This is a genomic window from Prevotella sp. MA2016, assembly GCF_000619825.1.
Taxonomy (GTDB): Bacteria; Bacteroidota; Bacteroidia; order Bacteroidales; family Bacteroidaceae; genus Prevotella.
In genome coordinates this window covers 104424-128648 of the sequence record NZ_JHUW01000010.1, presented here as the reverse complement: position 1 = coordinate 128648, position 24225 = coordinate 104424, and the positions used below count along the sequence as shown (strand labels likewise).

Annotated in this window: 27 protein-coding genes and 2 pseudogenes; 17 read left to right on the top strand and 12 right to left on the bottom strand. The window is 49.9% G+C overall.

Annotated elements, in window-relative coordinates; all coding sequences use genetic code 11:
* Positions 1 to 163: 163 nt before the first annotated feature.
* Positions 164 to 2665, top strand: coding sequence for an alpha-L-arabinofuranosidase C-terminal domain-containing protein (locus T360_RS0108015; protein ID WP_028912320.1), 2502 nt, complete (start codon positions 164 to 166; stop codon positions 2663 to 2665).
* Positions 2666 to 2731: 66 nt separating this feature from the next.
* Here the strand turns inward: T360_RS0108015 and T360_RS0108010 are convergent, their stop codons facing one another.
* The 4 genes and pseudogenes from T360_RS0108010 to T360_RS0107995 form a co-directional block, all read right to left on the bottom strand.
* The gene (locus T360_RS0108010) at positions 2732 to 2986 is read right to left on the bottom strand and encodes a hypothetical protein (RefSeq protein ID WP_028912319.1); all 255 of its coding nucleotides are present in this window, start codon (positions 2984 to 2986) and stop codon (positions 2732 to 2734) included.
* Positions 2983 to 3111 carry a YccF domain-containing protein gene (locus tag T360_RS15975; protein WP_081772740.1) on the bottom strand — a complete coding sequence of 43 codons (129 nt, stop codon included), beginning with the start codon at positions 3109 to 3111 and terminating at the stop codon, positions 2983 to 2985. Before T360_RS15975 ends, T360_RS0108010 begins: the two co-directional genes overlap by 4 nt.
* Before the next feature lie 9 nt (positions 3112 to 3120).
* A pseudogene (locus tag T360_RS14930) lies at positions 3121 to 3390 on the bottom strand (heavy metal-binding domain-containing protein); the annotation flags it as partial.
* Positions 3391 to 3468: 78 nt separating this feature from the next.
* The gene (locus tag T360_RS0107995; protein ID WP_231488134.1) at positions 3469 to 4215 is read right to left on the bottom strand and encodes a DUF1349 domain-containing protein; all 747 of its coding nucleotides are present in this window, start codon (positions 4213 to 4215) and stop codon (positions 3469 to 3471) included.
* A 178-nt stretch (positions 4216 to 4393) separates the two neighbouring features.
* Between T360_RS0107995 and T360_RS16350 the strand changes: the two are divergent.
* Positions 4394 to 4489: pseudogene (locus T360_RS16350) on the top strand (YjbQ family protein); the annotation flags it as partial.
* Between the two features lie 86 nt (positions 4490 to 4575).
* On the opposite strand, the gene T360_RS0107990 reads toward T360_RS16350, so the two are convergent.
* Positions 4576 to 5031, bottom strand: a complete 456-nt coding sequence (locus tag T360_RS0107990) for a pyridoxamine 5'-phosphate oxidase family protein (RefSeq protein ID WP_036929255.1) — start codon at positions 5029 to 5031, stop codon at positions 4576 to 4578.
* Between the two features lie 5 nt (positions 5032 to 5036).
* Positions 5037 to 5492, bottom strand: coding sequence for a cupin domain-containing protein (locus T360_RS0107985; protein WP_028912316.1), 456 nt, complete (start codon positions 5490 to 5492; stop codon positions 5037 to 5039).
* Positions 5493 to 5790: 298 nt separating this feature from the next.
* Between T360_RS0107985 and T360_RS0107980 the strand changes: the two genes are divergently transcribed.
* Entirely contained in the window at positions 5791 to 6135 is a 345-nt protein-coding gene (locus T360_RS0107980) for a helix-turn-helix domain-containing protein (protein ID WP_028912315.1), read from the top strand.
* Positions 6136 to 6373: 238 nt separating this feature from the next.
* On the opposite strand, the gene T360_RS0107975 is transcribed toward T360_RS0107980, so the two are convergent.
* Genes T360_RS0107975 through T360_RS0107965 form a run of 3 tightly spaced genes read right to left on the bottom strand, consistent with a single transcriptional unit; the run spans position 6374 to position 10418 of the window.
* Complete coding sequence (locus T360_RS0107975) at positions 6374 to 8005, bottom strand: hypothetical protein (RefSeq protein WP_028912314.1); 1632 nt, start codon at positions 8003 to 8005, stop codon at positions 6374 to 6376.
* The gene (locus T360_RS0107970) at positions 8005 to 9033 is read right to left on the bottom strand and encodes an HlyD family secretion protein (protein ID WP_028912313.1); all 1029 of its coding nucleotides are present in this window, start codon (positions 9031 to 9033) and stop codon (positions 8005 to 8007) included. Before T360_RS0107970 ends, T360_RS0107975 begins: the two co-directional genes overlap by 1 nt.
* 2 nt (positions 9034 to 9035) lie before the next feature.
* Positions 9036 to 10418, bottom strand: coding sequence for a TolC family protein (locus T360_RS0107965; RefSeq protein ID WP_028912312.1), 1383 nt, complete (start codon positions 10416 to 10418; stop codon positions 9036 to 9038).
* A 320-nt stretch (positions 10419 to 10738) separates the two neighbouring features.
* Here T360_RS0107965 and T360_RS0107960 point away from each other — a divergent pair, with 320 nt between their 5' ends.
* From T360_RS0107960 to T360_RS0107940, 5 genes are all read left to right on the top strand, one after another.
* Complete coding sequence (locus tag T360_RS0107960; RefSeq protein WP_028912311.1) at positions 10739 to 11359, top strand: CatA-like O-acetyltransferase, family 2; 621 nt, start codon at positions 10739 to 10741, stop codon at positions 11357 to 11359.
* A 434-nt stretch (positions 11360 to 11793) separates the two neighbouring features.
* Positions 11794 to 11946, top strand: a complete 153-nt coding sequence (locus T360_RS16185; protein WP_155949442.1) for a hypothetical protein — start codon at positions 11794 to 11796, stop codon at positions 11944 to 11946.
* Between the two features lie 60 nt (positions 11947 to 12006).
* Positions 12007 to 13239 (top strand): permease, encoded by a 1233-nt coding sequence (locus tag T360_RS0107950; protein ID WP_028912309.1) that lies wholly within the window; start codon positions 12007 to 12009, stop codon positions 13237 to 13239.
* Between the two features lie 159 nt (positions 13240 to 13398).
* Positions 13399 to 13944 carry a glutathione peroxidase gene (locus T360_RS0107945; protein WP_028912308.1) on the top strand — a complete coding sequence of 182 codons (546 nt, stop codon included), beginning with the start codon at positions 13399 to 13401 and terminating at the stop codon, positions 13942 to 13944.
* Between the two features lie 36 nt (positions 13945 to 13980).
* Positions 13981 to 14424 carry a MarR family winged helix-turn-helix transcriptional regulator gene (locus T360_RS0107940; RefSeq protein WP_028912307.1) on the top strand — a complete coding sequence of 148 codons (444 nt, stop codon included), beginning with the start codon at positions 13981 to 13983 and terminating at the stop codon, positions 14422 to 14424.
* Between the two features lie 27 nt (positions 14425 to 14451).
* On the opposite strand, the gene T360_RS0107935 is transcribed toward T360_RS0107940, so the two are convergent.
* Positions 14452 to 15084 carry an AAA family ATPase gene (locus T360_RS0107935; RefSeq protein ID WP_028912306.1) on the bottom strand — a complete coding sequence of 211 codons (633 nt, stop codon included), beginning with the start codon at positions 15082 to 15084 and terminating at the stop codon, positions 14452 to 14454.
* Between the two features lie 139 nt (positions 15085 to 15223).
* Between T360_RS0107935 and T360_RS0107930 the strand changes: the two genes are divergently transcribed.
* The 4 genes from T360_RS0107930 (at position 15224) to T360_RS0107915 (ending at position 19176) form a co-directional block, all read left to right on the top strand.
* Complete coding sequence (locus T360_RS0107930) at positions 15224 to 15691, top strand: GNAT family N-acetyltransferase (RefSeq protein ID WP_028912305.1); 468 nt, start codon at positions 15224 to 15226, stop codon at positions 15689 to 15691.
* 6 nt (positions 15692 to 15697) lie between these two features.
* A complete protein-coding gene (locus T360_RS0107925) occupies positions 15698 to 16525 on the top strand; it encodes a LytTR family DNA-binding domain-containing protein (RefSeq protein ID WP_036929185.1) in 828 nt (275 codons plus the stop codon).
* A gap of 112 nt (positions 16526 to 16637) precedes the next feature.
* Positions 16638 to 18689 (top strand): TonB-dependent receptor, encoded by a 2052-nt coding sequence (locus tag T360_RS0107920; RefSeq protein ID WP_028912303.1) that lies wholly within the window; start codon positions 16638 to 16640, stop codon positions 18687 to 18689.
* Between the two features lie 43 nt (positions 18690 to 18732).
* Positions 18733 to 19176 (top strand): hypothetical protein, encoded by a 444-nt coding sequence (locus T360_RS0107915; RefSeq protein WP_197019288.1) that lies wholly within the window; start codon positions 18733 to 18735, stop codon positions 19174 to 19176.
* A 15-nt stretch (positions 19177 to 19191) separates the two neighbouring features.
* On the opposite strand, the gene T360_RS0107910 is transcribed toward T360_RS0107915, so the two are convergent.
* Together T360_RS0107910 and greA are read right to left on the bottom strand one after the other, a co-directional pair.
* Positions 19192 to 19947 (bottom strand): SDR family oxidoreductase, encoded by a 756-nt coding sequence (locus T360_RS0107910; protein WP_028912301.1) that lies wholly within the window; start codon positions 19945 to 19947, stop codon positions 19192 to 19194.
* Positions 19948 to 19960: 13 nt separating this feature from the next.
* Positions 19961 to 20428: a transcription elongation factor GreA gene (gene greA / locus T360_RS0107905; RefSeq protein WP_028912300.1), complete on the bottom strand. Its 468-nt coding sequence runs from the start codon at positions 20426 to 20428 to the stop codon at positions 19961 to 19963.
* A 127-nt stretch (positions 20429 to 20555) separates the two neighbouring features.
* Between greA and purU the strand changes: the two genes are divergently transcribed.
* From purU to hisIE, 5 genes are read left to right on the top strand one after another with little or no spacing between them, the layout of a single operon-like run.
* Positions 20556 to 21419, top strand: a complete 864-nt coding sequence (gene purU / locus T360_RS0107900) for a formyltetrahydrofolate deformylase (RefSeq protein ID WP_028912299.1) — start codon at positions 20556 to 20558, stop codon at positions 21417 to 21419.
* A gap of 30 nt (positions 21420 to 21449) precedes the next feature.
* Positions 21450 to 22040 carry an imidazole glycerol phosphate synthase subunit HisH gene (hisH, locus tag T360_RS0107895; RefSeq protein ID WP_028912298.1) on the top strand — a complete coding sequence of 197 codons (591 nt, stop codon included), beginning with the start codon at positions 21450 to 21452 and terminating at the stop codon, positions 22038 to 22040.
* Positions 22037 to 22756 (top strand): 1-(5-phosphoribosyl)-5-[(5-phosphoribosylamino)methylideneamino]imidazole-4-carboxamide isomerase, encoded by a 720-nt coding sequence (hisA, locus tag T360_RS0107890; protein WP_028912297.1) that lies wholly within the window; start codon positions 22037 to 22039, stop codon positions 22754 to 22756. Before hisH ends, hisA begins: the two co-directional genes overlap by 4 nt.
* Before the next feature lie 19 nt (positions 22757 to 22775).
* Positions 22776 to 23534 (top strand): imidazole glycerol phosphate synthase subunit HisF, encoded by a 759-nt coding sequence (gene hisF, locus T360_RS0107885; RefSeq protein WP_028912296.1) that lies wholly within the window; start codon positions 22776 to 22778, stop codon positions 23532 to 23534.
* A 35-nt stretch (positions 23535 to 23569) separates the two neighbouring features.
* The gene (hisIE, locus tag T360_RS0107880; protein WP_028912295.1) at positions 23570 to 24217 is read left to right on the top strand and encodes a bifunctional phosphoribosyl-AMP cyclohydrolase/phosphoribosyl-ATP diphosphatase HisIE; all 648 of its coding nucleotides are present in this window, start codon (positions 23570 to 23572) and stop codon (positions 24215 to 24217) included.
* Positions 24218 to 24225 lie beyond the last annotated feature (8 nt).

The window sequence follows — 24225 nt, the reverse complement described above, 5'->3', positions numbered from 1 at the left end:
AATAGTAACGTTTTAAAAAGATAGTAATAATCATATCGGGTGCAAATATACAAAAGTTTTTGAAGACATTTCCTTCCCAAGCAACTTTTTCTGAATTTCACTTGCATTTTTACGCTATAATTCATTACCTTTGCATCCTCAAAGAATTAATGACACAATAATAATGAAGAAATCAAGATTTTACCTCTTAGGCATTTTCGCCACAGCGTCTATCAGCGTTTGCGCTCAGACCACCAAGCGCGTGTTTGTCTATAGCCCAGGTGAGCACGCCGGCTTGCATGTAGCACAATTCACCCCCAACGGTTGGCAGGAGATGGGTCAGCTGTGCTCGTCCGACTATGGCACATGGGGAGCCGAGAAGCGCATGTACCACCCCTCAGTGGCCCGCGCTGCCGATGGCACCTGGCGCCTGGTGTTTCAGGTCAACGACAGTTCACCACTCTTTGCCGCAGCCTATAGCCGCAACTTGGTAACCTGGCGCCCACAAGACTATCCTGTGATGTCAACGCCACAGTGCCTCAAGCCGGTAGTCTTTGCCAATGACAATGGCACCTTCGACATCTATTATCAGACGAAGACCGGCGACAAGCGCTGGGTATCTGCATCGGGCAACTTCCGTCAATTCAGCAAAGACCAGAAGAGCCTGATCGATCAGGCTGCCTGGACGCGCGACACCGCCACCATAGCAGGCAAGTTGCACGAGGGCAACACCTTCGACATCACAGCGCAGGAACTCAGCACCATCACCAGTCATTTCCAACAGTTGCAGACCGACGCACGTCTCAGCAGTGAGCGCATGCACGACGATGCCAAGAATTCCCTGCTGCCCCATCAGCCTGTGACAGCCACACTTCACGTGAGCAACAGCGAGAAGACCATCAGCGACAAACTGATAGGTATCTTCTTCGAAGACATCAGCTATGCTGCCGATGGCGGTCTGTATGCCGAACTGATTCAGAACCGCGACTTCGAATACAACGCAAAAGATCGTCGCGAGTGGAACGCCACCACCGCCTGGCACTCAGCCAGTCCTATCGATATTTCCACCCAGCACCCACTCAGCAGCAACAATCCCCACTATGCTGTGATTGCTGCCGACACACTGTGGAACGAGGGTTGGGATGGCATCGCCGTAGAAGCCGGCCATAAGTACAACTTCTCGATGTATGTTCTGGCCGACGGTCAGAAGCAGAACTTCACGATTCAGCTAATAGGCACCGATGGCACCATACTTGCCAGCAGCAAACTCAAAACCCAGGGCACCGATTGGCAACAGTACACCTGCGTGCTCAGCACCAAGAAGAGCTGCACCAAGGCCCGTCTGGCCATCATTCCGCAGAAGTCCGTCCGTGTGGGACTCGATATGATTTCGCTCTTTCCACAAGAAACATTTATGAACCGTCCTAACGGTCTGCGTCGCGACTTAGCTCAGGTCATCGCCGACCTGAAGCCCAAGTTCGTCCGTTTCCCAGGCGGTTGCATGAGCCATGGTCAGGGCCTCGACAATATCTACCATTGGAACCACACCGTAGGTCCACTTCAGGACCGCAAACCCGACTTCAATATCTGGGGCTATCATCAGACACGCGGACTGGGATTCTTCGAGTATTTCCAGTTCTGCGAAGACATCGGTGCCGAACCACTCCCAGTGCTTGCAGCAGGCGTTCCATGCCAGAACTCAGCCGCCAACGCCCAGGGTATAGGCGGTCAGCAGTGCGGCATCCCTATGGATCAGATGCCAGCTTACATCCAGGAGCTGCTCGACCTGATTGAGTGGGCCAATGGCGATCCCGCCACCTCCAAGTGGGCCAAGCTTCGCGCTGATGCCGGTCACCCCGCCCCATTCAACCTTAAATATATAGGTATAGGCAACGAGGACATCATCGGCACCGTGTTCGAAGAGCGCTACGAGATGATCTGCAAGGCCATCCGTCAGAAATATCCCGAGATTAAGATTTGTGGCACCGTAGGACCTTTCCACGCCCCAAGTGCCGATTACGTCGAAGGATGGGACTTCACCAAGCGCCATCCCGAGCTGCAGTATATGGTTGATGAGCACTACTACGAGTCAACCGGTTGGTTCATGCACCATCGCAACTATTACGACGGTTACGATCGCACCATGCCTAAGGTTTATCTTGGCGAATATGCAGCCTCAACCAATGTCAAGCGTCCCAATATCGAGACCGCACTGGCCGAAGCCCTCTATCTCACCGATGTTGAGCGCAATGGCGACGTGGTAGAGATGACCAGCTACGCCCCGATGCTGGCCAAGGATAAGCACCACAACTGGGATCCCGACATGATCTACTTCTCTAACACCGAAGTCCGCCCCACCCCTGCCTACCATGTTCAGCGCATGTTCTCGGTATATGGTGGCGACAAGTACGTGAGCACCGACATCCAGATTGCCCCCGAACTTAAACATCGCGTAGGCGTCAGTCTGGTTCGCCACAGTGCCACCGGCCGTCGCTATCTCAAGTTGGTAAACGCCCTGCCCGTAGAGCTCACCATCAAAGCCAACGGCCTCACTATCCCAGCCGACAGCAAGACCGAGGAGTTCAGCGGTCAGCCCACCGACCAGACGCTTGAGATGAAGCAAGGAGTAGCAGGCCCCAACGCCCTCACGCTACCCCCTTACACTTTCCGTGTGATAGAGTTATAAAAACAAGTTTATATAAAAGTTAGGCAATAATATAGCAGTTGGCACAGATGATTTAGGTAGTGCAATTTAAAAGATATATTCTGATTCATCTGTCTGTGACATATCAGCTTCCGTACGCTCGGCTCTGCCGCTCCGCTCGTCGAAGAACATCACGAAATACACAGGCATATAAGTAATCTTACCTTCTTGATATACTTCACGCTCGTCAGAAATGACAGTCGCAGCAAGTACATTGTACTCAGGAACCTTAAGGAGGTTATTGAGAGCACTATGCACCGTATAATCCTTGCCCGACTTAACCTCTATCGGATGAGCACTCATCGTCTGGTAGTTGAGGTCTTTGAGGCCCCCCTTAAGCCCAATAGTATCAGTCCTGCGATGAAATACTCCAAGGCTATGTGCAGGCCCCCGAATACGATCCAGATGATGTTTCCTAACGTCTTCATTGATCTGATTTAGATGACCACGGCCGTTCCGCTGGTGGCTACCATGAGCATTGAGCCATTGGCTCCGACAGTCTCATAGTCGATGTCAATGCCTACGATGGCATTCTTGCGTCCCGTTGGTAGCAAGCGAGCAGAGCTCGAGCGGGCTCCAAGAGCCTGAGCACGCTGTATCATCTCCTGCATGGAGGTGTCCTTGGCTTCGGAAAGCACCTTCTCGTAAGCGCCAGCACGGCCTCCTACGATGTCGCGGATGCCTGCAAAGAGAGCTTTGAACATGTTGGGTAAGAATACCCGTACCGAGCATGGTGATGTAGTCGTTCACTTTGAATATTCTTTTATTGCCATATTAGTCCATTGTTATTGCAATGTCTTGTCTGGCTGTTGGCCGTCGTGAGCCTTCCAGGCACATTCGGTAATCTTCATATCGGAGAAGGTGGCTGTAAAAGACGATTCTTCGGGCGAGCAGGCATAGATGCCGAAGCTGATTTCATCGGCTGCTGCTGGCATGTGGCAGACGCGCATCTGACTGAACGCCTGTCCGTCGGAAGAGCACTCGATGCAGTAGTCATCCTCGCGACGAGAGAACCGGTACCACATGGTTTTCACGTTTGCGGGAATAGCCGTCGTGGCCCAGTCGGAGTAGCCATTGTTCGTCACTACGCTACCCAGATGCTGAAACTCATCGTTCTCGTATTCCACCGAGCCTTTCAGCCAGTTCTCGCTGCCAAGATACATCACGATACCACACTGGTCAAAGCGATGGTGACTGCCTGTGAAGTCGGTCTTCACCACGAAACTAAAGAATTTCTCACGGGTCTTCATCTGCAGAACGGGGGCGTTGTCGTTCTGGAAGTGATAGTACGTGCGCTGCCAGAGGTCGGTTTTTGGTGCAGTGGTGATGAGGATGGTGTCGCCCTTCACCTCGTAGCCCTTTGGCTCTCTTGTCCACTGCAGGCTGTTTAAATCGATGCGCCCGCTGTCGGCGAGAGCCACCTGAACATCATCTGTAAAATCCATAGTTGTTTCATTTTTGTTCTGCTGTCCACACGCTGCCAGCATGAGGACTGCGCAGATAAATCCTACTGTTGACTTAAAACTCTTCATATTATTTGTTTTATAATACTCTTTTGCCCTAAATTCATTTAAATATGGTGGCAAAGATGGTGCAAATCGAATGCAGAAAGCTTGCTTTTTGCTGAGATGCAGCCCATTTTCGCAACTTTTGTTGCAAAATTACCAATAATCAGCGTAAAATCGCTATCTTTGCCATCAGTTTTAACAAAAGTTGAATCTCGGCACATGGCAGGGTATCTACTTCTGCGAATATCGTAATTGTGGTGGTTCCAGAGAGTTGGTAATAACAATCATAGGCGAATAAGGATATGAAAAATCCGCTACCTTTTTGAGATAGCGGATTAGCTAGTCTGTTTGTATTCATATCTTGAATCGTTATAGAAATTAAAATTATTGATTATTCTTGTACCTCTCACCAACGAAACCGTTGCCTATTTCGCCTGAAATGAGATCGAAATGTTGGAATACCGGCGGTGTTGGAGACAGGTCGTAATAGTCCATCTCTGCTATTGGCAGGCAGAAGTATTCCATCTGGTCATAGCTCGTATAGAGGCGGGACAGCACGGGATTATGGTCATAAATCCATCGCTTCACATCGTCTTCCACGTTGAAGTTCACCATACCAGAACATCTAACGGAAATATTATCTGCGTAGGCTAGTATCTCTACATTGGGATTCTGACGCAACTCCCGATAGACTGCTTTCTTTGAAGAGGTGGCAAAGTAGAGGACATGCCCTTCCTGCTTCATAATCTGGAAAATGCGCAACTTAGGAAGATTGCCCTCGCTGGTGGCAAGGGCAATCTCTTTGTGGCCTTTCAGAAACTGAATTGCTTTGTCGAACATCTCGCTTACCATTTCAGTTCTTCCTGCAGAATTACACCGTCGGTCATAGGGCTGTCAGCCTCAGTGAAGGCATTGGCCTTGTACTGGATGCAGAGCATAGTCAGGTTCTCGCTGCCAGTATTCTTCAGCGCACGCTTGCCATCGGGAGCGACGCGGATAATGGTACCCTCGCTGACAGGGAAGATCTCACCATCCACCTGATACTGGCCTTCACCCTTCAGGATAATGTAAAGTTCCTCGTGAGTCTTGTGGGTGTGCAGGAAACCGCTGTCCTGACCAGGAACGAGCGTCTGGAAACTCAGTTCGCTGCCAGTTGCACCTACGGCCTGACCTGCGAATACCTTACCTTGAATGGTTACGTTGGGGCCCATCGGAAGCACGTGCTCGATAATCTCACTCATCTTACCTACGCTTACTGCGCTGTAATTCTTACCACTCTTAATTGTCTCAATCTGTTTCATAATTCTTATTCGTTTAAAATGTTATTTGTTCGTTTTGACGCTGCAAAGGTACGGCAAGAATTTCATTCCCACAAGAAGGCACTTTTTTGTGCCATAGTTACCAAATGGTAGGAATTGTGACAGATTCGGACTTTTGCAAAATCATCTTTAACTTAGATTAACTAAGTATAATGATGTTACTTGGTAACTATTTGTTACCTTTGCTGAGTAAACTCAGCGAGAACAGGCTGCACCTCAGCAATTCGAGCGAGCTCGATTGCATTTGGTTTGCACTGTCCTTGCGGGAAAATTAGAAGTTATGGCAGATATCAAAGCTGAATATTTAGCCTGTCCTATCAGGCAAGTAGTGAGTCGTTTCGGTGACAAGTGGTCTATGCTGGTGCTCTATATGCTTCACACCAGCGAGACGGGTATATTGCGCTTTAATGAGATCCGTCGTCTGATGACGGACTGTTCCCAGAAGATGCTCTCGCAGACGCTGAAGAATCTGGAGCAAAGCCACCTGGTACATCGTGAGGTCTATCCAGAGGTCCCTCCCCGAGTGGAATATTCCCTGACAGAGACAGGCAAATCGCTGATGCCAGCACTTACGGCTCTGATAGCTTGGGGCAAGGAACATTTCAATGAAGTGGTAACCGATTGAAGGTATGACATTGCCCAAGTTCATAATAACGATGATAACTATGACGATGGCTTTCATGATGATTTCAATGTCAGCGAGGAACTGAAGATTGAGTATTATGACTGATTCTGAATCCTAGGCACGATACACTTCATGTCGAGGTTTTGCTAAAAGAATCCGTGCCAGAATGACAATCGCTGAAGTCAAACTGGCACGGATTTAAACTCGCTAAACTATGCTGACAATCCATTAAACTCAGTTAAGCATTCTTATGTTTCCTCGCCAGATATTCTATTGCCAATACAGGCCATAGAGGCACTTTGCGGATGTTTGTTCTGACAGCGGGAATATCACACAACAGGAAGACAGACGCCAGAAGCAGGGCAAACCAGATGACGTAACCATACACCTGTTTAATAGCTACGAGCATCATAGAATGCAAATAACTATTGCCCATGAACGCCCCGAAATCAAATTGTGAGAGGTCGAGGTTTGTGAGTGTCAGCTGACGACCATAGTTCATCATGTCCTCATTCAGGAAATGCGAGAAAATGGTGGTATAGAAACCATAACCCATAGCACCACCAAGATACATGTGCGGGATGTTGAACACGAACAGTCCCATAAAGAACATCTCAAGACTGGGTACCGATTCGTCCAATGCCCACATCAGGGTTGGTGCAAGAATGCCATAGCCAAAGCCACGGAGCACGATAGCCAGCCGGTATTGCTCGATGTTTACCGCCATACCCAACGTGGAATACATCAGCAAGGCGTAAGCGCTGATGGACAGAAAAGCGATGCCTATCAGTTTCCATACCTTCCATTGCTGAACCTTCAACCAGTAGAGGTCGAACGCTATACCCAGGAACATGCCTGGCAATGCCCACATATATTGACTCTCCTTGGTGAGTTCTTCCAGTCCGACGACCTCTGTATAGAGTATCTCTTCAAGTGTATGCTCGGCACCGAAAGCCAGTTCAGCCAATATGGTTACAATGAGAATGGGTACCACGTTGCGGCATTTCAGCAGGCGAAGCTCGACGTATGGATAGCGGTTGTGAATCAGCCGGTAAAGGGTGAGTACTGCAAAGAGGAGTGAAAAAGCCCCCAGCACTCTGATGTGCAGGCTGGCGAACCATCTGTAGTGATCGCCATAGACAAAGATATACGAGAACAGGAGCATTGTGACGCAGATGAGCAGTGCGCCCTGCCAGTCGGTACCTTTCAGTGAGAACCTGTTAGGCATCGGACAGAACGGGCGGCACAGAACAGTCTGTGTCAGCAGCACGAACGACATAGTACCTATGGTGAAGGCATGCATCATCTGCCATGTGAAATGGTGCCCCATCCAGGCAGCAAGCCACCCACTACCCTCGATGGCAGTGAGCAGGAGGATATGGAGCACGGGGAAGAAGACAGCGAAGTCGCGCTTTGGCGTAATCCACAACTGGATGTTGCTCATACACTCGAATGTGCCTTGAATCTTGGCTATTCCTGCAATGAAGCATGTCACAACGAGTACAGGCATCGACTGGCTATGCATCGTGATAACATTGCAGATGCCCATCACGATGGCCGAGGTGCATAGCAACTGCTGATTGGTGAATCGGAACTTCATCCTGAACAGCATAGGAAACCACATAGCCATGCCTGCCAGCGTGGCATAGAGCAGAAACATCACATCCTCAATCATGAAGTTGGTCGTGCCACGAATCTCGTCGAGAGCACCCAGATATATGCCTCCTGAGAATTGAAAGCACAGCGCCGTCAGAACGTAGATCCAGGGCTGCAACCTGCGTGGCACCCACCCTTTCATCATCGGCATACAGAAAGGCATGCCAGCTGGTGGCGGTGGTGCCTTCATCAGAAATTCAGTCAGTTTTCCCATTACTCTTCTACCTTACAAACCACGTTATAACCACCATGCAACTGCTTTACCTCATCGCATGCATCAATCCGTACACGTACCGTCACGCGCTGCTCTACCTTAACAAAATTGCCAGTTGCATTGTCGATAGGAATCAACGAGAACGCACTGCCTGTAGCATCGCTGATACGCTCTACCACACCTGTATATTCCACATCAGGAACAGCATCGGCAGTAAAACGCACTTTATCGCCCACCTTGATATTTGGCATCTGCGACTCCTGATAGTTGGCCTCCACCCATTTCTCATGTTTGTCGACGATGCTCACCATTGTCTGACCGGGATTAACCAGCTGCCCCACATGAATATCCTTGCTACCCACCACACCATCGCAAGTGGCAATGATGTAGCAATACGAGAGGTTCAGTCGGGCTATCTCCACCTGTGCACGAGCCAGTTCGATGGCAGCTTCTGAAGCTGAGAGATGATGTCCTTGCTCTGCCACAACGGCCGTCTGTGTGTTGCGCGAACGAAGTGCCTGCTCATATCCGGCCTTGGCACTCAGATAACCCGTGTGGACATTGTCATACTGCTGCTGTGTTACAGCATCCTGTTCCAGCAGTTTCTGAAAACGCGCATCCTCTCTCTTTGCATTCTCCATCTGCACACGAGCAGCTTCAATGCCTGCTTCGGTCACGCCGATACTGGTCTTAGTGGTATGGATACTGCTTGCTGTACCCTGCGAACCGCGCTCAGCACGGGTCAAATCGGCTTCTGCTTGAGCCAGACGAAGTCGGAACTCGGCATCCTCAATGACAACCAGCGTATCGCCCTTCTTCACCTCCTGAAACTCGTTGAAGCGCACCTCGCGGATAAAACCCTGCACGCGGCAGTTCTGTGGCACGATATTCTGGCACACACGGGCATTATCCGTCACCTCGCCACCACCGAAATACATAAACTGACTGGCAGCATAAACAGCGCCGCCTACGATACAAAGTATCACAATCGCATTATAAATATAGGTCGTAATCTTATTCTTTTCCATTTTTATAGTGTATTTGTTATATATTTAAGTTTGAAATAGTTGTATAGCATGTTGATGCGCGCATTCACCAGCGCCATATCGGCAGAGAGCTTCATGTTTGAGGCATCAAGCATGTCGGTGAGCAAGGCCAGGTCGTTGTCGTAGCGGTTCTTCACCACCGCATAGTTCTGGTCGGCCAGCTCCACCTGTTTCTCCTGAGTGCTCACCTCTACCGAGCTGGTCAGCAGATTGGTATAGTTAGCCTGTACACCATTCTCTACGCCTTCGCGTGCCAACTGCACACTTTGGCGAGCCTGAGTGCTTTCATGTCTTGCCTTCCGGATGTCATGCTTGTTCTTCCAGAGACTTGACAGATTGTATTTCACACCAATGCCAACAAACCACACGTTAACATTGGCATTCTTTGGAATCAGGTCGGAGGTGTATGGACCTGCCAGGTTGTTCTCGGCAACCACAGCCACCGATGGCAGTGAAGCCGCACGCGTGTTTCTGATTTTCTGTTCCGACATCTCTGTGGCCAGCGAAGCCTGACGAATGCCAATGTTGTTTTCAGCTGCAGTCTGTTGCCACACGCCTTCAGAGGTGAGTGTTTTGAGTGCCCTACTCTCCTGCTCTAACGACTGCGTATCCACATCGAAATCCTCACCCTCAGGCAGATGGATGGCTGTGCTTATCTGATGACGGATAATCTTCTGTGCATCATCAAGCTGTGTCTTTGTAAGCAGAAGACTTTGCAGCTGCAGTTCGTATCGTGTGATGTCGTTCTTCAACACCGTCCCCTGTTCTCTGCGCGCCTTCATCTGTTCGATGACCTTCTCTGTCAGTTCTATGTTTTTCGCTATCACCTGCAGTTGGTTCTGCAGTTTGTAGAGGTCAAGATAATAACCGGTAAGCAAGAAACGCACCTCCTGGCGATTCTTCTCCACATCAAGCTCTGCCAACTGGCGTCCCAGCTTTGCCATTTCAATGCCTGAGCTGATGGCCCCACCAGTATAGATCACCTGACTTGCCTGAGCGGTGAAGCTGTTGCCCCAATGTGGTGTAGGCTGTTTGCCATTCCGCACCTGCTGAGGCCCCAATCCCGGAACAATATACTCCGTGGTGCCATTGGTAGAGAAACCTCGCGACATCAGGAAAGCATTGCCCGTGTAAGAGCCTTGCACACCGAATTCAACACTTGGCAGCATGGCAGATTTAGCCGATGCCACCCCTTCTTCTGCAGCCTTCAATGCCGCTTCGCTCACCTTAATGCGCTGACTCTGACGGTCAGCCAGGTCAAAAAGCGACTGAAGACTCATCTTGTGCTGTGCATACGTAGGTACACAGCAACCTGCTCCGACGATCATCGAGACTGTCAGAGCACAAAAAGACTTGTGACTACTCATTAAAAAGAATTTTTTTCTCTTATAATTCATTACTCGTACTAAAATATTCCTTCCCTCGGAAATACGAATAATGAACCATCATGGTTCGGACAAACCTCACGTTTGCCACAATGCGCTACAAACCTCTCAGATTAGGGAACAAATCCAGAGAAGAATTTCGAGCACTATTAATTACGAAATCCCAAAAACCGGGTGCAAAGGTACGAAAAAAAATCGATAACAATTACATTCATTAAAAAACTTTTGCTTCAAAAGTAGCAAAAAATGCAGAATAAACTATATCTTTGCAAAACAAAATAAGAATAATTTCATAAGATAAGATGAAACAAGAAATCAATCCCAAAGAAACCAAGCGGGCAATAGCCTTCGAACTCTGGACCAAGTCACCCATGCCGATGGTGACATTTACAAAAACCTTCGACGTGACGCGGCTCTGTAAAGTGAGCCGTAAGCGCAGCATGAAATTCAACATGCTTCTATGCTGGTGCATCGGCAAAGCAGCATCAAAGATTGATGAGTTCTATATGTTGCCCCACAACGGCAAACTGTATAAATACGACCGTATGGCCATCAACGTGATAGCCGACAATATCAAAGGCGGACTCAGTTTCTGCGACGTTGCCGTTACTGACGATCTGGAACAGTTTAATACAGATTATCTGCATCTGACAGAAACCATCAGACAAACCTGTCAGGACATCTTAGACGATGAAGCCGTCATTGTCGGCACATCTGCAGTCACTGGCACAGAACTCGACAGTATCGTCAACCAGTACAGCGGCATCTACACTAATCCCTTCCTGGCATGGGGCCGTTATCGCAAAGGCTGGCTGAAGACCACACTCCCCATCTCTTTCCAGTTTCATCACGCTCAGATGGATGGTTCCCACGCCACCCGATTCCTAGAAGAACTACAAAGAGTAATCAATACAACACGTTGAATATTGCGGTGCCATGCCTGGCTAATTATCGTCTTCTGCACCAACTTGCCAGGTATCTCAGTAGCGGATTTCATCCTTTGACAGAATCTTATTGATGGCACTCTCTGTGAAAGCGTTCAACACACGTTTGGGTATAGCTGGTAGTTCTTTTTGATCGGATAAGTGGAGTGATACTTTGATTTTATCTATCACTTTCTGGGGGCTATAGGCAAGATTTCTTGTAAAAAGCTTGCATTTTGCCTTAAAATTTAGTATCTTTGCAGTTATAAAAATAACTGCGAGAACAGGCTTGCGCCTAATAAAATTACAGCGAAAACAGTAGCATATTAATCAATAAAAACAATGAAAATTACTATTATCAATCCAAACAAGAACGAAAAACGGTTGTTCTGCCTGGCATAGGTCGCTTCAGCCTGCGTGTAGAAAGCATCGGTGTGGATGACCCGAAGGAATTCAATATCCGCCGCCACATCACCCGCATCGTTTGTGGTTTCTTGCCAGCCGGTCGCCGTATTCAGGGCCGCCACATCCTCTACGATTTCTGTGAGGGTGTAAAAGCCGTATGGCAGACAGGCTTCAAGCCTTAGATTGGCATTTTTTAAAGATTGCAACCGAATTGCGAATATTTTTTTGTATCTTTGCAGCCGATGAATATACAGAGTTTCTTTATTTCACTACTCAACGTGGTGTGCGAGATGGCACCCTATCTGCTGTTAGGATTCCTCATTGCAGGACTGCTGCACGTGTTTGTGCCACAAAACTTCTATCGCCGCTACCTGTCTAAGCAAAATAGGCTGTCGGTGCTCTGGGCGGCCCTGCTGGGCGTGCCCCTGCCGCTGTGTTCATGCGGCGTGATACCCACTGCCATCGGACTGCGCAACGAAAAGGCATCGAAGGGTGCCATAGCCTCCTTCCTGATTGCCACACCTCAAACGGGCATCGACTCGATACTGGCCACCTTCTCGCTCATGGGACTGGGATTTGCCATCATCCGCCCTGTGGCAGCTCTCATCACGGGCGTGTGCGGCGGACTGCTGGTGAACCGTCTGGTGGCAGATGATGACATGACAGCCGCCGAGGCCGCCTCATGCTCCACCCAACAGGGCAACCGGCTGTGGCGCGTACTGAGATATGCCTACTACGACATGATTCGCGACATAGGACTACGACTGCTGATAGGACTGGTGGTGGCCGCACTCATACAGGTGGCCGTGCCCGACGAGTTCTTCCTGCAGTTCGGCAGTCAGCCACTGTTGCAGATGCTGCTCATACTCTTGATAGCTATACCTATGTATATATGCTCTACGGGTAGCATACCAGTGGCTGCAGCACTCATGATGAAAGGTCTCTCGCCTGGCGCCGCCTTGGTGATGCTGATGGCAGGACCAGCCGTCAACCTGGCCAGCATACTGGTGGTCCACAAGTCGATGGGCCGCCGATTCACCACCATCTACCTGCTCACCATCGTAGTGTGCTCGGTACTCTTCGGATTGCTGCTCAACGCCAGCGGTCTGCCACTCAGTCTGGCTGCCGACGGTGCCTGCTGCGCCCACCAAGCTGCCATGCCCAGCACCTTCAAACTGGTTTGTGCCACAGTATTAACATTATTAATTATATTTGCCCTTATGATGAAGTTTTTCAGTAAGTTCAGCAACAACAAACCCACCGATCCTGATACGGTGGTGTATCGTGTAGAAGATATGCATTGCAGCCACTGCGAAGCCGCCGTGGTGAGAGCCGTTGAAAGCGTGACTGGCGTAGAGAAAGCCAAAGCCAGCGCATCGGCACGCACACTCACCATCAAAGGCAGCGCCACCGAGGCCGACATCCGTCAGGCCGTAGAAGGCGCCGGATACACCTTCAAAGGGGTGGCCCAGTAAGCCCAAGAGAGGAAATCTATTCCTATATATCGCAGACGACATAATGTTAAACATCTATAAATTCTTGCATAAATCGCTTGCGATATAAAATATTCTGCTTATCTTTGCAACGTCAAAAGGAAATTAGTAGAAGATTAAAACAATAAAAAGAATAGTAGTATGAGTAAGATTTATGATTTCAAGGCTCTATCGAGCAAAGGTAAGGAGATAGATTTCTCTGAGTTTGAAGGCAAGGTACTGCTGATTGTCAACACTGCCAGCAAGTGCGGATTCACCCCACAGTTTGCAGGACTGGAGGAGCTCTACAAGAAATATAAGGACCAGGGACTGGTTATCATCGGTTTCCCCTGCAACCAGTTTAAGGAGCAGGATCCAGGTACCGATGGCGAGATTGAGGAGTTCTGCCAGATCAACTATGGTGTAAGCTTCCAGATTATGAAGAAGATCGACGTGAACGGCGCTGCTGCCGAGCCCATCTTCGAGTATCTGAAGACTCAGGCTCCCACCGAGGAGTATCACGGGTTGAAGGCTAAAGCTGCCAAGGCTCTCTTCAAAACCATCAGCAACAGTGTAGAGAAAGATAGCGATATCAAGTGGAACTTCACCAAGTTCCTCATCTCTAAGGATGGCAATACCATCAAGCGCTACGCTCCCACCACCGAGCCAAAGGACTTTGAAAAGGACATTGAGGCCATGCTGGGATAATTACAATTGATAATTGACAATGGATAATTGATAATTATGGCTCACGCAGAATTACAACTTAAAAATCAGATTTGTTTCCGTCTGTACACGGCTGCACGCCTTATCACACAGGCCTATACGCCTTTGCTCAACGAGCTGGGCATCACCTACCCTCAGTACTTGGTGCTGATGGTGCTTTGGGAAGAAGACAGTCTGCCGGTGAACGATATTGCCCACCGACTGCTGCTGGAAACAAATACCGTAACTCCCCTGCTTCAGCGCATGGAGAAGATGGGCATTGTGAAACGCCAGCGCGGTAAAGAGGACAAGCGACAGCAGATAGTAAGTCTTACCGAGAAAGGCAAGGCTATGGAGGAGCAAGCCTTCAGCATCATTCCTACTGGTATGGGCAAGGAGATGCAGGCCTGTCCGTTGCAGCTCGACGATTATACAAATCTAGCTGAGACGTTGGATGCTATCATCGAAACACTCAAAAAATAAAAAAAGGCACCGTCATGGTGCCATTTTTTATTTCATGCCGTTGATATAGGCCATGATAACGGCCACAGCAGCATCTTCGCTTAGGTCGTCCATCGAGATTACCAACTGATAGTTGCGTGTGTCGTAGCGCGAAGTGTCCTCATATTTCTGGATGTAAGTCTCGCGGTCGGCATCCAGTTTGGTTATGATATCGCGCGCCTGCTGCTCCGTCACGTTCTGGCGGGCCATGATGCGCTTGATGCGATGCTCTAAAGAGGCCTGGATAAAGATGTTGAGATGGTTGGGCCATGTGCGGAATATCATGAAGCCAGTGCGTCCAGCCACCACACATGATGTTTGCGTGGCCAACTCCTGCAGGATGCGCTTCTCGGTGGCAAACATGGTTTTATTGTCGAGTTTCACCTCAGCATCCATGGGTTGCGAAGCACTGTTCACCAGCGTATTGTAATAGGTGTTGATATCATTCCACCACGACTTCTTCTGCGCCTTGATCTCCTCAATACGCTCGATACTCAGACCAAACTTATGGGTAAGTCCCTCAACGATGGCCTTATCGAAATATTTCACGCCCAACTGCTCGGCCAGTTTGCGGCCCACCGTACGTCCACCACTGCCCACTTCGCGGTTGATGGTTATCACAAATTTCTCGTTCTTATTCATAATTATATTGCTTTAGGTTTCTTTCTTTTCAAGATATCACGCAGCAAAGATAATACTTTTTTTGAAGAATAACACACCAATCTCAATAATTTTGTTTAATTTTGCCACCGAATTATAAACATTTAAGCTTTAACACAATATGATACGACTGGCAGAGAAACGCGATATAGCGCGCATCATAGAGTTGCTGCATCAGGTGAACATGGTGCACGCCGTGCTGCGCCCCGACTTGTTTAAACCTTACACCACGAAATATGATGAGCAACAGCTGGAGGCCCTGCTTTCGGATGCGCACAAGCCCATCTTCGTGCTCGACGATGGCAACACCGTGCAGGGCTATGCCTTCTGTATGGTGACTGAAGTGAAGAACCACCTACTACTGCAGGATGCCAAGACACTCTATATCGACGACATCTGCGTGGACGAAAAGGCGCGCGGACAGCATGTGGGCAAACAGCTCTATGAGCATGTTCACGCTTATGCCAAGGAGATAGGTTGCCACAACATCACGCTCAACGTGTGGACAGGCAATGAGCCCGCACAGCGCTTCTACGAGAATATGGGCATGCAACCACAAAAAACAACGATGGAGGTGATACTGGATTAAGGCGCCATGAAGAATCTGTTGACACGAAAATATCCTTTTACGCAGAGCAACCACTGGTTGAGAGACAGCGTGATCTACGGCCTCATCATCTGGGCTATCCTCTACCTGCTGCAACCATTCGGGTTCAGTCAGTATCAGGGCAACAAATGTATGATAGCAGCCGCCTTTGGTGTGGTAACAATGGTGTGCTACGTGCTATATGGCTACACCGTGATGCGCAGTTTACCCAAACTGGTAAAGCCCCTGCGCATATGGCATGATGGTGCTGCGGTGTTAGGACTGATATTATGTATTGCCATTGGCAATTTTCTGCTGCTGGTAGCACTGTTTAATATGCCCGTCACACTGGGATTGTTTCTCCAGTTTCTCTGGTGGACGCTGATTATCGGTGCCGCCATCACAGCCATGTCGGTAGGCATTGAGTACAACCGCTACCTGAAGCACCAGATGGAAGCACTGCTAAGCAACACCACCGAGGAGCAGCGCGACATCAACATCACGATACACGACCAGAACGTGCGTGGAAACGACCTGGAACTGCCCATCAACAACCTGCTGTACATAGAGGCACAGAAAAACAACGTGCTGGTTTGCTACCTGCGCGACGACAAGCCCACCACCGTAGAACTGCACACCACCCTATCGGCTGTGATTGACGAGCTGAAAGCCTACGAGAACATCTTCCAATGCCATCGTTCGTTTGTGGTAAACGTGAACAATATTACGCAAGCCAAGGGCAACAGCAATGGCTATCAACTACGCTTGGGCACTAGTCACAACACCATCCCCGTATCGCGCCAATACGTGCCCCGACTGAAGACTTTCATCGCTTAGTCAACCGTCATTTTTCTTAGTCATTCGTCAGTAGGCTTAGTTCTCCGTCAGCATTTTTAGCTGATGGTCAGCAAAATTTGGAGCTATGAAAAACTTGCCGTACATTTGCGGCATGAAACAGACATTTGCACATATCGTAATCATGCTGATGGCAGTCTGCCACATGGAGGCTCAGACCATCGTAACAGGCACAGTGACCGACGGACGCGCACCGCTGCCCGCCGCCAACGTATTTATTTTAGGAACCACCGACGGCTGTCTCACCGACACGCTGGGACGATTCAGTTTTACTACCAGCAAGACGGGTCAGCTGACACTGAAAGCCACCTATATAGGTTACGACGACTACACCCTGACTGCCCCTGCCAGCAGCCTGCACGATATAGAGGTATGCATGAAAGAGCGCGCCACCAGCATCAACGAGGTGGTGGTGACAGCCAGTACCTTCAGTTTTGGCAAGAGCGACAACTTCAAAACGATGGATGCGCTCGACGTGGTGATGAGCGGCAACTCATGTGGCGACGTGGTGGCAGCCTTGCAGTCGCTGCCCGGCACACAGAAGGTGGGCGAGGACGGCAAGCTCTACGTGCGAGGCGGTGAGAGCGAGGAGTGCCAGACATTTGTCAACGGCATGCACGTGCTCGTACCCTACAGCACCAATACCGAGAATACTGCTGTTCGCGGACGCTTCTCACCTTTTCTCTTCAAGGGCATCAACTTCTCATTAGGAGGTTATGGCGGTGAATATGGACAGGCACTGAGTGCCGTACTGCCCATGGAGACCACCGACATGGCTACGAGCGACAAACTGGGTGTGAGTGCATCGCTGGTGGATTGGAACATCGGCGGCACCAAGGCATTCACCAACAGTGCCCTGTCGTTTAATGCCGCACTGACCAGCATGGGCCTCTACGACCAGTTGTTCAGTCAGCGCGAAGATTTCACACGACCTTATCGCAAACTGTCGGGCGAGGCGCAATACAAGCATGAATTCATGGGCAGAGGGGTGCTGAAATCTTATGTGGGCTACGATCTCACATCGGTAGGTCTGCACGAGGACGACCGATTCATCAGTCTGAAAGAGCACAACCTCTATGCCAACATGACCTATAAAACCAGTATGGCTCATGGTTACACCCTGTTTGCAGGCATCGCCCAGTCGGCCGTATGGAATCATATCGATGATGCCGTTGCTGCTGGCGACTGCTATCGCAACTTCCGCAGCGAACTCCACCTGAAGACAGAACTGCGCAAGACGGTGAACCAGCAACTGAAGTTGCAGGCAGGCATTGAGAACTATCTGCGCCACAGCACGCTGAGTCTGGAGCCCCATCATTACACCATCGACTACAACCTGCTGGCAGCCCATATCGATGCCCAATGGCGCATCGTACCCAAGCTATTCCTGAACACATCGGTGCGCATGGAGAATATGCGCCGACAGTGGTTGCTGATGCCAAGAGCCACGCTGAGCTATCTGCCCAACAAGCAATGGCAGCTGTCGCTCGTGGCAGGACGCTACAGTCAGACTGCCAATGACGACCAGCTGGCACAAAGCCACTACACACTGGCACAGAGCACCGCCCAACACGCCATCCTGTCGGTGCAATACAAACAGGGATCATCACTACTGCGCATAGAGCCTTACTACAAGCACTATCAGCACCTGCCCCTGTTGCAGCAGGGTGTCTGGATCCGCAGCGGACACGGTAATAGTCGCGGTGTGGATGTGTATCTGGAAGACCACTCTATCAGCCACCGACTCACCACCACACTGGCCTATTCGTTCAACGACTCTGAGCGACTGTATCAGGACTACACCCAGATGCGCACACCTAGCTTTGCCTCGCGCCATAATCTGAGACTTACTGCCAAATACAACTTAGGCAAACTGATCGTCGGACTGGCCGAAAGCTATGCCACTGGCCGACACTTTGCTACCGGCACCACGCCTCACTACAACAGCGTAGATGTAAACCTTACCTATCTGCTCTCACCCAAGGTGATCATCTATACCTCGATGAGCAATCTGCTAGGGCGTACCAACATCCATGCCTATGACGCTGCAGGCCGAGCCGTCACCTCTTCGAGAGACCGATTTTTCTACATCGCTATATTTGTTTCACTTAAAAATAATAAAGCTTATGACATCAGTAATTTTTAGAATCGCACTTAGTGCAATTTTTAAGCACATAGCTGCTACAGTAGTGTTAGTTTTTGTAAGCGTTATGAACCTTCATGCCCAGCAGCCATCGGCCGACGACATGCTCAACCAGATTGGCATGCTGAAACGCCTGGAAGCCATGCAGCCCGACAGTGTTGGACCGAAGTATCAGTTGGCCTTAGCCAGTTTGAACTACGCCATCACTTACCCTCATGCGCCACAGACAGAGCAGATGCTGACCCAAGCCCAGGAAACCATCGACCAGATGGCACAGTTGAAAGGTGCCGACCAGTCGGACCTCAATACCCTGCGCGGTTTCCTGCTCATGGTGCGCATCGTGCAAGACCCTGCCCAGAACGGACAGAAATACTATCTCGACGTGATGCAGTATTATGAGCGGGCACTCAAACAAAATCCCCACAACACCCTGGCGCTGAAATTGCAGGCCAAGTTTGTTGAGGGGATGAAGCAAGCCACAGCGCAATAAGCGCTACGGGTATATTTACTTTCTAACGATTACGCTTCCGCTTGCCTGATGGGTGGCCAGGATCAGCACCTCGGCTATCTGCACGTGAGCGGGAGCGTTGGCAGCGTAAACAGCCACGTCGGCAATATCGTCGCCTGTCAGCGGCTTAATGCCTTTATACACATTGGCAGCGCGCTCCTCGTCGCCGTGGAAACGGATATTGCTGAAGTTGGTCTCTACCAGTCCGGGCTTCAGATTGGTGACACGTACGGCAGTGTTGGCCACATCGATACGCAATCCATCGCTCAGCGCCTTCACAGCAGCCTTGGTAGCGCAATATACATTACCGCCAGCATAGGCAGCATCGCCTGCTACCGAACCCATGTTAATCACATGACCGCGATTACGAGCCACCATGCCGGGCACAATCAGACGGGTCATCGTGAGCAGACCCTTCACGTTGGTATCAATCATACCATCCCAGTCGTCGCTCGCACCCTCATACTCTGGCTCCAGACCTAAGGCCAGACCAGCATTATTTACCAGCACGTCGATCTCCTGCCACTCAGCAGGCAGACCCTCGATGGCCTGACGGGCAGCCTCGCGGTCGCGCACGTCGAACATCAAAGTGAGCACCTCGGTGCCCTGAGCCTTCAACTCATCGGCAATAGCTGTCATACGAGCCTGGTTACGACCAGTAAGAATCACCTTGTCACCATTCTGGGCAAACTTGCGGGCACATGCCTCGCCAATGCCACTTGTGGCACCAGTAATCAATACAATCTTTTTCATAATTTTTGTGTTATTATTCTAACGTTATGCTTTCTATCTTCAGTTTCACCATACCAGCCGGCACACGCACCTCTACCACATCGCCAACCTTCTTATTCAGCAGGGCCTGAGCGATGGGCGACTTGATACTGATCTTACCCTCGCGCAGGTTGGCCTCATGCGGACTGGCGATGGTGTAAGTCATCTTGGCATTGTTATTCAAATTGGTCATCTCTACCTTACTGAGCAAACCCACGCAGTCCTTACCCAACAGAGCGGTATCAATCACACGGGCATTCTCCAGCACCTTCTGCAGGAAGCTGATACGGCCCAGCAGACGGCCCTGTTCACGCTTGGCAGCATGATACTCAAAGTTCTCACTCAGGTCGCCCTTATCGCGAGCTTCGCTGATGGCATCCTTGCAGGCTGGCAAATCTACAGTCTCCAACTGTTTCAGTTCATTTACGAGCTTATCCCAGCCCTCTTGCGACATATATTCCATATTTATGCAATAATTCTATGATTTCGGGTGCAAAATTAGTACTTTTTTCCGAATAAGTGCAATTTTACAATCTTTTTTTGTATCTTTGCACCTTGAATTTTATAGGTAAAAAAAATAAGTAAGACAGATGGAAACAACAGCAATTCTGCTACTCCACTGCCCTGATCAGCAGGGCATTATTTCGGAAGTAACTAAGTTTATTACCGACAATAAGGGAAATATCGTTTACCTTGACCAGTATGTGGATAAGGTTGACGGTATGTTTTTTATGCGTATAGAATGGGAACTGGACGGATTTTTGATTCCTCGCGAAAAGCTCTATGACTATCTTACCACCCTCTATGCGCAGCGTTACCAAATGAAATTCAGCTTGTACTTCAGCGATAAGCGTCCACGTATGGCTATCTTCGTATCTAAGATGAGCCACTGTCTGTACGACTTGCTGGCACGATGGAAGGCTGGCGAATTCAAATGCGACATTCCTTGTATTGTATCCAATCACGAGGATCTGCGCTACGTGGCCGATCAGTTCGGCATCCCCTACTATGTGTGGAGCATCAAGAAAGACCACAGCAACAAGGAGGAGGTAGAGAAGGCCGAAATGGAGCTGCTCAAGAAGGAGGACATCTCGTTTATCGTGCTGGCCCGCTACATGCAGATTATCAGCGATGAGATGATAGCTGAGTATCCTCACCACATCATCAACATCCACCACTCGTTCCTGCCTGCATTCATCGGCGCCAAGCCCTATCATCAGGCCTACGAGCGCGGTGTGAAGATTATAGGCGCCACCAGTCACTACGTAACAGCTGAGCTGGATGCAGGACCTATCATCGAGCAGGATGTGACGCGCATCACCCATAAGGACACCCCCGAGAGCCTTGTGCTCAAAGGAAAGGACCTGGAGAAGATTGTGCTCTCGCACGCTGTAAGCAAGCATATCCAGCGCAAAATCCTCACCTACAAAAACAAAACAATCATTTTTAGCTAGGAATGGAAAGGAAGTTAAAAGGAATTTAAAATGAACGTAGCAATAGTAAAATACAACGCCGGCAACATCTATTCGGTTGTCAATGCCTTGAAACGTCTGGGCATCGACCCCCTGCTGACCGACGATGCCGAGCTGCTTAAGAAGGCCGATAAGGTACTGTTTCCCGGACAAGGACATGCCGGCGAGGCTATGGACTATCTCAGAGCCCGCCGACTGGATGAAGTGATCCGCGACCTGAAGCAGCCCGTATTCGGCATCTGTGTGGGACAGCAACTGCTGTGCCGGCACTCTGAAGAGGGCGACACCGACTGCATCGGCATTTTTGATGCCGAAGTGAAGCGTTTCCAACCAGAGCGCCACGAAGACAAGGTGCCATGCATGGGATGGAACGAGTTAAAGTTGACAGTTAACCCCATTCTTAAGAATTTAGGTGAGGCTCCTTACGTTTACTTCGTGCATTCGTACTATGTGCCTCTGTGTAAGGAGACCATCGCTACAGCCGACTATATCCTGCCCTATTCGGCCTCTATGCACAAAGACAATTTCTACACCTGCCAGTTCCACCCCGAAAAGAGTGGTCGCGTGGGTGAACAAATCATTAAAAATTTTATAGATCTATGATAGAACTGATTCCTGCCATCGACATCATTGCTGGTAAGTGCGTACGCCTGACCAAGGGCGACTATGACCAGAAGAGTGAATACGGCGAGCCTATTGAAATGGCACGCGAGTTTGAACGCATCGGTTTCAAGCGCCTGCATATGGTTGATTTGGATGGCGCCAAATCAAAACATATAGTAAACAGCAAGGTGCTCTCGCAGGTTACTTCTGAAACCAGTCTGACTGTGGATTTTGGTGGCGGCATCAAAACGCATAACGACATTGAGGCCGCATTCAAAGCTGGTGCCAAGATGGTGACCATCGGTTCGATAGCCGTTACACAGCCCACCCTCTTTACCTGGTGGCTCTCGAAATACGGCCCCGACCGCATTATCCTGGGTGCCGATGTGCGCAACGGTAAAATCAGTATCAACGGATGGAAAGATGACTCTACCGAAGACCTGCTGCCTTTCCTCAAGAAATATGTGGATGCCGGCGTGAAGAACGTATTGTGCACAGATATATCAAAAGACGGAACGCTGACCGGACCTGCCTTTGAACTCTATGCTGACGTGATGAAGAAATATCCCGATCTGCACCTGATAGCCAGCGGCGGTGTGTCGTCGATCGACGATATCAAGGCTCTGGATGCCATCGGCGTACCTGCCGTGGTGTTTGGAAAGGCCATTTATGAAGGTAAAATAGATCTGAAGGAATTAGTGAAATTACAGGGATAGAAAAAGAAGTTAACGATTTATGGGATTAGCAAAAAGAATTATACCCTGTTTGGACGTAAAAGATGGTGAGACCGTAAAAGGCACCAACTTTGTGAACCTGCGCTCGGCGGGCGACCCAGTGGAGCTGGGCAAGGCCTACAGCGAGCAGGGAGCCGACGAACTCTGTTTCCTCGACATCACAGCCAGCTTTGAGGGCCGTAAAACGTTTACCGACATGGTGACACGTGTGGCCAAAGAGATAAACATACCTTTCACTGTGGGTGGAGGCATCAATGAGCTAGCCGACGTGGAGCGACTGCTCTATGCCGGTGCTGATAAGGTGAGCGTGAACAGCGCTGCCATCCGCCGCCCAGAACTGATTGATGAGATAACCAACCGTTTCGGCTCGCAGGTATGCGTGTGTGCCATCGACGCCCGACTGGATGCCGATGGATGGCATTGCTATCTGAAGGGCGGACGTGAGCGCACAGAGCGCGGCTTGTTTGAATGGGCTCACGAAGCACAGGAGCGCGGAGCTGGAGAGATTCTCTTCACCTCGATGGATCACGACGGTGTGAAAGAAGGCTATGCCAACGAAGCCCTGCGACAGTTGGCCGACAACCTCTCTATACCCATCATCGCCAGTGGCGGCGCAGGAAAGAAAGAGCACTTCCGCGACACCTTTATTGAAGGTCATGCCGACGCAGCGCTCGCTGCCAGTGTGTTCCACTTCGGCGAGATTCCCATTCCCGAGTTGAAGGCCTACCTCAAGGGAGAAGGCATTAATGTAAGAATGTAAAAATGCAAAAATGTAAAAATGTAAAAATTGAAGTAATGAAGATAGATTTTGAAAAGGGTGGCGGACTTGTTCCTGCCATTATCCAGGATGCCCAGACCAAGAACGTACTCATGCTGGGTTATATGAACGAAGAGGCCTATCAGAAGACCATCACCACCCACAAGGTGACCTTCTGGAGCCGTAGTCGCAACTGCCTTTGGACCAAAGGCGAAACCAGTGGTAACTTCCTGCATCTGGTGGATATCATGGTGGATTGTGACAACGACACACTGCTGGTGAAAGCCACTCCCGACGGTCCTACCTGCCACACAGGCACCGACACCTGCTGGGGCGAGACCAACGAGAGCAATCCCCTACTCTTCCTCACCGAGCTTCAGGACTTTATCAACATGCGCCACGAGCAGATGCCCGAGGGCTCATATACCACCAAACTCTTTAAGGATGGTATCAACAAAATAGCTCAGAAGGTGGGCGAAGAGGCGCTTGAGACTGTCATCGAGGCTACCAACGGCACCGACGAGCACCTGGTTTACGAGGCTAGCGACCTGATTTACCACCTGACCGTGCTGCTGGCCAGCAAGCATCTCCGCATAGAGCAGGTGGCCGACGAGTTGCACAAGCGCCACGACCCCAACTGGGACAAGCAGCGCCGAGCAGCCAAGGCAGCAGGAAAAATGAAATAATTGACAAT